The organism is Veillonella parvula (genome assembly GCF_032575955.1).
GTDB lineage: Bacteria > Bacillota > Negativicutes > Veillonellales > Veillonellaceae > Veillonella > Veillonella parvula_J.
Window position 1 is genome coordinate 226156 of record NZ_JAWFXN010000003.1, and the last position, 10140, is coordinate 236295.

At 36.9% G+C, this 10140-nt stretch carries 9 protein-coding genes and 1 tRNA gene; 2 read left to right on the top strand and 8 right to left on the bottom strand.

Annotation, left to right across the window (positions count from 1 at the left end; genetic code table 11):
• Nucleotides 1-49: 49 nt before the first annotated feature.
• The 8 genes from pth to E7L28_RS05245 all read right to left on the bottom strand — a co-directional run bounded on the left by pth (nt 50) and on the right by E7L28_RS05245 (nt 8935).
• Nucleotides 50-628 (bottom strand): aminoacyl-tRNA hydrolase, encoded by a 579-nt coding sequence (gene pth, locus E7L28_RS05210; RefSeq protein WP_004693256.1) that lies wholly within the window; start codon nt 626-628, stop codon nt 50-52.
• A gap of 10 nt (nt 629-638) precedes the next feature.
• Entirely contained in the window at nt 639-1592 is a 954-nt protein-coding gene (locus E7L28_RS05215; RefSeq protein WP_004693255.1) for a ribose-phosphate diphosphokinase, read from the bottom strand.
• Nucleotides 1593-1719: 127 nt separating this feature from the next.
• The gene (gene glmU / locus E7L28_RS05220; protein WP_004693251.1) at nt 1720-3093 is read right to left on the bottom strand and encodes a bifunctional UDP-N-acetylglucosamine diphosphorylase/glucosamine-1-phosphate N-acetyltransferase GlmU; all 1374 of its coding nucleotides are present in this window, start codon (nt 3091-3093) and stop codon (nt 1720-1722) included.
• Between the two features lie 131 nt (nt 3094-3224).
• A complete protein-coding gene (gene purR / locus E7L28_RS05225) occupies nt 3225-4043 on the bottom strand; it encodes a pur operon repressor (RefSeq protein ID WP_004693249.1) in 819 nt (272 codons plus the stop codon).
• 226 nt (nt 4044-4269) lie between these two features.
• Nucleotides 4270-4878 carry a peptidoglycan-binding protein gene (locus E7L28_RS05230; RefSeq protein WP_004693247.1) on the bottom strand — a complete coding sequence of 203 codons (609 nt, stop codon included), beginning with the start codon at nt 4876-4878 and terminating at the stop codon, nt 4270-4272.
• 262 nt (nt 4879-5140) lie between these two features.
• On the bottom strand, nt 5141-6313 hold the full coding sequence (gene nhaA / locus E7L28_RS05235) for a Na+/H+ antiporter NhaA (RefSeq protein ID WP_004693245.1): 1173 nt from the start codon (nt 6311-6313) through the stop codon (nt 5141-5143).
• A 35-nt stretch (nt 6314-6348) separates the two neighbouring features.
• Complete coding sequence (nhaA, locus tag E7L28_RS05240) at nt 6349-7506, bottom strand: Na+/H+ antiporter NhaA (RefSeq protein WP_004693243.1); 1158 nt, start codon at nt 7504-7506, stop codon at nt 6349-6351.
• 97 nt (nt 7507-7603) lie between these two features.
• Complete coding sequence (locus E7L28_RS05245) at nt 7604-8935, bottom strand: PepSY-associated TM helix domain-containing protein (protein ID WP_004693241.1); 1332 nt, start codon at nt 8933-8935, stop codon at nt 7604-7606.
• A gap of 138 nt (nt 8936-9073) precedes the next feature.
• Here E7L28_RS05245 and E7L28_RS05250 point away from each other — a divergent pair.
• Nucleotides 9074-9147, top strand: a tRNA-Gly gene (locus E7L28_RS05250).
• Between the two features lie 88 nt (nt 9148-9235).
• Nucleotides 9236-9445, top strand: a complete 210-nt coding sequence (locus E7L28_RS05255) for a TOBE domain-containing protein (RefSeq protein ID WP_004693239.1) — start codon at nt 9236-9238, stop codon at nt 9443-9445.
• The last annotated feature ends 695 nt before the right edge of the window (nt 9446-10140 follow it).

Below are 10140 nucleotides of genomic sequence, written 5' to 3' on the forward strand. Positions count from 1 at the left end.
CGTAAAAAGGGCATGAATCTCAATGAGACTCATGCCCTTATGCATGTATTTATCGCCGTGGACGACGTTTAGGATTGAATTGATTCATGCCTTTATCAATACCTACCTCTAAGGTGCCTAATACGGCTTTTACCGTATCCTTAATACCTTTTTGTACCTTCTCTTGCGACTCTTCACTAAATGGTGCTAAAACGTGATCAATGACAGTCCATTGTGGCAATGGACGTCCAATTCCTACGCGGAAACGAGGAAAATTTTCTGTTCCTATATGGGAAATTAAAGATTTAATCCCATTATGTCCACCTGAACTACCATTTGGTCGAATACGCAACTTACCTATAGGTAAATCCATGTCATCATAGATACAATACACATCAGATGGATCAATTTTATAGTACCGCATTAACGGTCCTACAGACTCACCACTTAGATTCATAAATGTTTGCGGCTTTACAAGTAATACTTTCTCACCATCTACGGTAATACTGCATACCTCAGCACGTTGCTCCTCTCTCCAAGGCGTGTGAGGGACACTATCGGCTATGGCATCAATAACCATAAATCCAATATTATGTTTTGTCTTTTCGTATTGCTTGCCGGGGTTACCGAGGCCTACTACTAATTTCAAGAATCACCTATTATTTATCAAATAAATTACTTACAGACACTTCATGGAAGATACGCATAATTGCTTCACCCAACAATGGAGCTACGGATAATTGCGTAATATTTGGTAAGTTGCAATTTTCCGGCAATGGAATAGTATTAGTAACGATAAGTTCCTTAATATTGGAATTTGCAATTCGTTCACTTGCCGGATCTGTCAACACTGCATGTGTAACAGCGGCGGTAACGGATTTAGCACCGAATTCTTCCAATGCTTTAGCACCTTCAACCAAGGATCCAGCCGTATCTACGATATCATCGATAATAATACAGTTTTTACCTGCCACATCACCGATGAGATTCATAACTTTAGCCACACCTGGTTCAGGGCGTTTTTTCTCAATGATTGCAATCGGTGCACCAATGCGGTCAGCCAAATCACGAGCTCTTGTAACACCGCCAAGGTCAGGAGATACAACGATAACATCTTCCATATTTTTTTCATTAATGTATTTAGCCAAAATAGATGCGCCAAACAAATGATCTACAGGCACATCAAAGAAACCTTGAATTTGGCCTGCATGCAAATCAATTGTTACAAGACGTGTAATACCTGCCGTTTGCATCAAATTAGCTACTAACTTAGCTGTAATCGGCTCACGACCGCGAGTCTTACGGTCTTGGCGAGCATAGCCATAGTAAGGAACTACTGCAGTAATATGACGTGCAGAAGCGCGTTTTAACGCGTCAGCCATAACCATGAGTTCCATTAAATTATCATTTACAGGATAGCTAGTTGGTTGAATGATAAATACATCTTTGCCACGTACGCTTTCATCAATCATTATTTGTACTTCGCCATTGTTAAAACGACCTACAAATGCTTCACCTAAAGGCAACCCTAAATAATCACAAATTTCCTTTGCCAATGCAGGATTTGCATTACCTGTGAAAATCTTGAGTTTTTTGCCGTCTTCAAATGCCATTTTGTTACCCTTTCATTTGCTCCTATACTGGTTACTTATCCATAATCCATACATTACAGATACACACTATTGCCTTTTTATTGTATACTATTTTGACCTAATTGTGTTAAAAAATATGAGATTTTTTTTATTTCTTTTTGAAAGTATCCTCTGTTACCCAATTATCTTTCACAATTTGCTTGCTACGACCTACCGCCAAGGCCTTATCTGGTACGTTTTTAGTAATAGTTGAGCCCGCACCTACATAGCTATAATTACCTATTGTTACAGGAGCAACTAAGTTACTATTACAACCAACAAATGCACCATCACCAATAGTCGTACGATGCTTAACTTTCCCATCATAATTTACGGTAATAGTGCCACAGCCAATATTAACACCGGCCCCAACATCACTATCGCCGATATAGGAGAGATGTGGAAACTTGGTACCTTCCCCAACAATAGAGTTCTTAACTTCTACAAAGTTACCTACATGAACCTTATTACCTAAAACTGTATTTGGACGCAAATGGACATATGGACCTACATCTACACCGTCTTTTACTTCACAGTCATGACCATAAGTAAAATGGATAATCGTATCATTACCGACTTTTACATTCGTCAAACGAGTATGTGGTCCAATTTCACAACGTTCACCAATGATAGTATCACCTTCAAGGACTGTACCAGGATGCAAAATTGTATCTGCACCTACTGTTACCTCAGGAGCCACATAGGTATTTTCAGGGTCAATAATTGTTACGCCAGCAGTCATTAACTCAACATTTTTACGATGTTTTAATATAGCTTCAGCCTCTGCTAATTGCAAACGTGAGTTTACACCTAAAGATTCTTCAAAATCCTTAGTCATGTATGCACTTACCTTGTCGCCACCATTTACGAGAATACCTACTACATCAGTAATATACAATTCACCTTGGGCATTATCATCAGATAATTGATCTAAGCAAGGCCATAGTTTTTTACTATCAAAAGCGTACATACCTGTATTTACTTCTTGAACCGCTAATTCTTCAGGTTTACCATCTTTCTGTTCTACGATACGAACTACAGAACCCACTTCATTACGAATGATACGTCCATAACCAGTTGGATCCGGCATATGAGCAGTTAAAATTGTAGCTGCTGCACCGGAATTTTTATGTTCTTCTAAAAGCGCTTCTAAACTTTCTTTTGTAACCAGGGGAGTATCACCGCATAACAATAAGATTGTACCATCATAGTCACCAAGTACTGGTTGAGCCATCTTAACTGCATGACCTGTACCATTTTGTTCTTCTTGACGAACAAATTCAGCACGCTCTCCCAAGTAATTTTGTACTGCATCGCCACCAAAACCAACAATAACAACATCGCGATTGGTACCAATGGATTGAACCGTTTCAAGAACGCGTTCTACCATCGCCTTACCGCCGACCTTGTGTAACACTTTTGGCAATTTAGACTTCATACGCGTGCCCTTACCAGCAGCTAAAATAAGGCTTGCAATATTCATAGTAATCTCCTATCTGTTATCTCTTATATCTCTAACCCATTTTAAATATTATTTACGTCATTATTTAGCCCATAGGTCAATACTCAATATAAACCATTATATCAGCCTATAATCTTCCTAATATTAATGATTTACTCTGCATCTAACACAGGCTCTATACTAATTTTCTTTGTATTTTCATCGATACCATAAAAAGTAAATAGTGATTCATAATCATCGATCAACTTCGGACTTGGTTCAGCTGTAGCTACAAGAACACCTGTGCCAACAACGACACCACTCATTTCAAGAACTAATTCTTTAAGCCCCTTAGCGGTACCGCCAGCTTTCATAAAGTCATCGATAATTAACACTTTCGCATTTGGAGGAATTGCCCGTTTAGTTAGAGTCATAGTTTGAATGCGCCCAGAGGAACCTGTTACATAATTGATACTAATAGCAGAACCTTCTGTTACCTTACTATCACGTCTAGCAATAACAAGTGGTTTATTGAAAGCTCTCGCTACCATTACAGCCAAAGGAATCCCCTTTGTCTCTACAGTCAAAATATAGTCTGGTTCACGGTCCACGAAACGAGTCATAATAATCTCACCCAGACGTGTCATTACATGCCAATCATATAAGATATCAGACATATAAATAAAACCACCTGGAATGATGCGATCTGGCTCCATTAAACGAGCTTGTACATCGCGTAAAATATCGTTCGCTTGTGTTCCCTTACGATGCGGAATAAATCGTACCCCACCAGCTACACCGGCCACCGTTTCTAAGGTCCCCAGTTGAAAGTGTTCCATAGACTGCCTTACACATGTCAAATCTTCACTAACCGTTGATTTAGCCATGCCAAAAAAGTCGCAAAAGTAATTTAAAGGAATCAATTTTTGCGGTGAATCAACTAACAGTTTTGTCATTGCCACCATTCGTTCTACACGCCGTACTTTATCCATAGGATTATCCTTTACTATTCATCATATAACTATTGAGTATGCTCATTAATTTAACATCATGAGTCATCATCATATATCTATTATTTATTATACCATAATTTCCGAATATTCGAGGTTTTGAATACATTATAATTCGGTAAAAGAAAAACTCTCTAGCATTTTATACAAGAATATGATTGTAGTCTATACATCTATCATATAATCATATAAAACTAGAGAGTTATCATTATAAAATATAAACCTTTACAGATTGACGTCCAAACTGTAATGCTTCTGCACGAGAATCAAAAGCTAAATCAATGCGATGCCCTTTAATAGCACCACCTACATCGTCAGCTACAGCATAGCCATAACCTTCAATATATAATCGCGTTCCCAAAGGAATTAATTTAGGGTCTACAGACACAAGTCCCTTCCGTAGACGACTACCTGTAGCTGTATATTTTCCGTTGCCAGGATCTTGAGATGAATAGCCACTAGCCTCCATCGTTAAAACTTTAGAGTATTTATTAGGCACTCCATTATGATTGCGTTCTGTGCCATGGCCTCCATAACGAGTCTCCATCTTTTCCAAAGCATTCATCGTAGCAGGACCAACACGACCATCTACAGGGAGCCCTTTAGATTTTTGAAATTTTCGAACAGCTTGTTCTGTATTATGACCGTAAATGCCATCTATAGAATCATGTAAAAAACCTTGATGCTTTAACATGGTTTGCACCTTACTAACGTGATGCCCTCGTTGCCCCCGATCAATAGTTTTTGCTAATGATACAGAGGATACCATTACAATCATACAAACAAGCGTACATGTAATAATTATTTTTTTTATCATATACACCTCACCTTACATTAAGTAGTATACTATACAGTTTTAAATAATCTATAAACCATAAAAGTTCTATTAATATCAATAATTCATATATATTAAATTATAGTTATAGTATAGTTTTAAGGGTGTATTACATATATATCATAAAATTATAAGATACCAATGAAAATCTCCATTATATCCTGCAAGAATATTCGCTTAGATTACTTCTAAAGTCGGAAATACTCTTCAGTCTATAATGGAGATTTAATAGTTTTATTCAATTTTAGCAGTTATGGTATACACCAATATGACATTCTTTTCGGTTTGCACCAACAAGTCTTAAGAAGATGTAGCCGAATAATGCAGAGATTAATGAGCCAAGTATAACGCCACCTTTTGCCATTTCTTGAGCGTGACCGGGTTCAAATGCCAAGATAGATACGAAGATACTCATTGTAAAGCCTATACCACATACAATCGCAGTACCATATACATGCTTCCAATTAGCTTCTGTAGGCATTGGTACAAGGCCACATTTCACCATCGCAAATACTGCACCAAAAATACCTAATTGTTTCCCTATAATAAGACCTAATGCAACACCAAGCACTACAGGATGTGTTAAGTCATTAACAGATACATTACGTAAATCTACACCGGCATTAAAGAATGCAAATATTGGTACAATTAAAAAACTAACCCAATTGGATAATAAATGTTCCCAATGTTGCATTGGACGAACATACTTACGGCCTCGTTTACCTTTTGAAGGAATTGTCATAGCTAAGATTACACCAGCCATAGTTGCATGTAAACCAGATTTTAATACACAATACCAAAGGATAAACCCTAAAATGATATATGGTAAAGGTCGTACATATCCTTGCTTATTACAATAGATTAAAGCAGCTACAACTACGACAGCCACACCTAAATACATCATGTGAATACTTGACGCATAGAAGATTGCAATTACGATGATAGCAATCAAATCATCTATAACGGCAAGAGCTGTTAGAAATACTTTCATTGAATTCGGTACTCTAGAGCCTAACGCAGATATAATACCGATGGAAAATGCAATATCCGTAGCAGTTGGTATTGCCCAACCATGTATATATTCAGAATGAAAACCTGCAATTAAGTAGTAGATAAAAGCGGGCGTTAGAACACCAAATAATGCGGCAATGCCTGGCATCACACGCTTAGCATTAGTATTAAGCTCACCTGATACTAATTCACGCTTAACTTCGAGACCTACAAAAAGGAAGAAGATTGCCATCAATGCATCATTAACCCATTCTAAAATTGTTAGATTACCTATATGGTGATTAACGATTTGAAAGTATTGTTCAGATGATGGAGAGTTCGCTAAAATTAAAGCGAGTACTGTTGCTCCTAGGAGTACAGATGTAGCTGCACCTGGAGAACGTAAGAAAACAAAAATGCGTTCCATTTGAATCCTTTCTATACTTACAAAAGATTATTTTATTAAATTTTACCACGCATCTTGCGTATTTGATAAGCTAAAATTAGGACAATCGCACCTAGCAAGCCTGCCGTGATTGATCCTATAAAGATACCTACCTTAGCCATTTCTTGTGTTATACCTGGTGGGAAAGCCAGTGTAGCAACAAAAAGGCTCATAGTAAAGCCAATACCACACAAAATAGCTGTCCCATAAATTTCAGGCCACGTCGTTTTTGTAGGCATCTTAATTGCCTTAGATTGAACCAAAATGTAGACGGCAGAGAATATACCTAATTGTTTTCCTAAGATTAAACCGAATGAAACACCTATGATTACAGGATGGAATAAATTGTCTATGGAAAAATCAGCAAAGGATACACCAGCATTTAAAAAACTAAATAATGGTATAATTAGGAAGTTTACCCAATTGCGTAAAGCATGCGCCCATTCTTCCATAGGATATACTACCTTATCTATAACTTTACCTTTAAAAGGAATTGTCATAGCCAGTACAACACCGGCAATGGTAGCATGCACACCAGATTTTAAAACTAAATACCAAAGAACTAATCCTAGAACACAATACGGAAGTGGTCTTAAATAGCCTTGCTTATTAGTATAAATCAGTAAACCAGTTACAGCCGCAGCAGCTATTAAATCCATAAAGTTAACGCCTGCCCCATAAAAGAGAGCAATAACGACTATGGCAATCAAGTCGTCAATAATAGCTAATGCAGCTAGAAAGGCTTTCATCGCTGTAGATACCTTATTACCAAGCATTGTAATAACGCCTATAGCAAAAGCAATATCTGTAGCGGTAGGAATCCCCCAACCATGTCTATATTCTGGCATATATCCAGCCGCAAAATAATACACAATAGCTGGCGTAATAACACCTGCAAATGCGGCTAATACGGGAAGCACACGTTTCGCCTTCGTATCAAGCTCCCCAGAAATCATTTCCTTCTTGATCTCTATACCAACATAAAGGAAAAAAAGAGCCATTAAGGCATCATTTACCCACTCCAGTATAGTCATTGGACCAAGGTGTATTTGCATGACTGCAAAATACTGTGCTGCAATCGGTGAGTTCGCCACAAGAACGCCTAAAATAGCAGCGGACAGCAAGGATATCCCACCAGCAGACTCTGACTGGAAAAATGCTTTTATAAAATTCATAATAACTACCACTTTCTGAGTCATAAATAATAATACGTATTTTTATGTATATAAAAACAACTATATTTATTATTATATCATTTCAGTTCGAAAATAATCAATATTGTTTACTTTCTTTAAGTAAAGAGATAAAAAATACAATAAGTGATACAGTTAAACAAATAGCAGCAATCGTATTCATAACAGGATTTTGCCAAAGTGGTAGAAGCAATCCTATAAGAACAGATATACTACAAAATAATGGTGTACGCCAAATATGCTTTTCCTCTACCGATACTTTAGATAGAATTACATCTGATTTTTTATACTTTCTAATAATAGTCATCATAAGTCCAGTCACGATACCAATAATGAGAACAATATCCCATATAGCCCACAATATCTTCAGAGCCATCGTATTATGATTATGAATATGTAGGTTAATCATAGTTGTCATACCTGTAAAATACCATGGAACTGCTTTAGTAGAAAATCTATCATTACTAGAATCGACATACAAGTTAGCATATACAGGCTGTCCAAGAAACATAGCTGGATCATCATCATTTTCTGCACCTAAATAAAATGCATAATGGTAATTGTTAAACTTAGATGGATAATCCATAGAAATAACTTGTCGATCTGGATATACTTTCATTATACGAGAAATTGCTTCTGATGGTTGCAATATTTCAGATTGTCCAATCGAAAGTTCCTGTTTAGCATTATGAAGTACATCGGCATTATAGTTATCATTTGCAATAAAAAAGCCCCCAATCCATACACCTGTTATACATAATATAAATCCCCAGACCGTTGCAACTATTGAGAATTCACGATGTAATGCACCTATTTTCATTTTCTTAGATAAAACAGAGGCTTTAGAATAACTTTTACGAAATGGACCATATAAAAAAATCCCTGAAATAATAGTGAGACTACATAAAAATGATAAGAATGTTACAATATATATGCCAATTTTACCTAAATCTAATCGTGTATGTAATTGATGAAGAGTATGTAACATACTACGAATCCAAGGATGTACAGGAGGCTCATTATGTGAAGTAATCAGTTCTTTAGATATAGGATTATATAAAACATAATCCCCACCCATTCCCATGCGAGCTGGAGGTGCTACCGTAGCCGTAGATTCAATAATACGATACCGTAAAATATGTGTAGCCCCCATAGCAGGGGATATATTCAAAATATCTTTTGATGGATATTTCTGTTTAACAAGTAGTGCCCCCTGATCAGCATACTTAAATATAGATTCTTCATGTTCATTCATCGACATTATAGCTGATGAATGATGTGTTGTTCCACCTTGAGCCCATGCATTTAACTCAGTTCGAAACATGAGTACTAATCCTGTAATACAAAACATTAAGAAGAAAATTAAGGAAATGATAGATAACCATTTATGAACTTTATATACTTTTGACATACGAATTCCTCCTTTTCTATTATTTTATACATCTAGATTGAAAGTAATTCAATACATTTACTACTATAGGTATAATCATAGATATATCTATGATTACTTGAATGTATATGTAAATATATGATACAATATTTACATCGTGCGGGCGTAGTTCATCGGTAGAATGCGAGCTTCCCAAGCTTGAGAGGAGGGTTCGATTCCCTTCGCCCGCTCCATATAATTTGTGATGTAATGTATATCACAAATTATATGCAAAATATTATAATATATATACTTTTTGTATTGTTTTTTAAGGAGATATCCATGAAATTAAGTGCAAGAAATCAATTAAAAGGTACTATCGTTGAGATCCAAGAAGGCGCTGTAAATGCAATCGTAAAAATCAACGTAGGTAATAATAATATTGTTACTGCTGACATTACTATTCAATCCGTTAAAGAATTAGGCTTAGCAGTTGGCAAAGAAGTTGTCGCTGTTATCAAATCCACTAGCGTAATGGTTGGTGTAGAATAATAAAGAATTAGAGCTGCTTAGGCAGCTCTTTTTTTGTATATATATTAAATTCCTAATAAGTTGTTATTAATATATAGGCTCTATGATTTTGTGATCATGGGGCTTGTTATTTACATAAATATGGAGTTGCTCAACTAGTTTACGATTCGATACCATTGGTGCTGCGCACCGCGGTATCGATTAGATAAAGTTTATTTACATATATTTAAAGTAGCTCAACTGCTTTACGGTTCGGTAACATTGGCACGTTGTGCCTCGTTACCGTATGGATTAGTTAGATACTACCATTAGCCGTGGCTTCCTATCAATCCTCACTGTGGATTTCCCTTCTCTGCTTCGCAGCTCGGTAAATCTTACGTTCGGAAGCACTCATATGGTTCGGCTGCGTCGCTTAGCTCTAAGACCTCTTCGGTTGCCCTACTTGCTTCCTCACTGTGGATTTCCCTTCTCTGCTTCGCAGCTCGGTAAATCTTACGTTCGGAAGAAAGCGATGCAGTGAATCTGTCGTCGTTTCACTCCTCCATCTTCTACTGCCCTGCTTTTCCCAGGGCCGTCTTACACGGACACGTACATAGATACAACCTCTACAACCTTGGCTGGAGGCTGGTCTAGTAGGGTTAGCTAGTCGAAGACTAGCAAAAAGAAAAAGGCCTACCTTTAGGTAGACCTTTTTCTTTTAGTCAATCAGCGGCTTC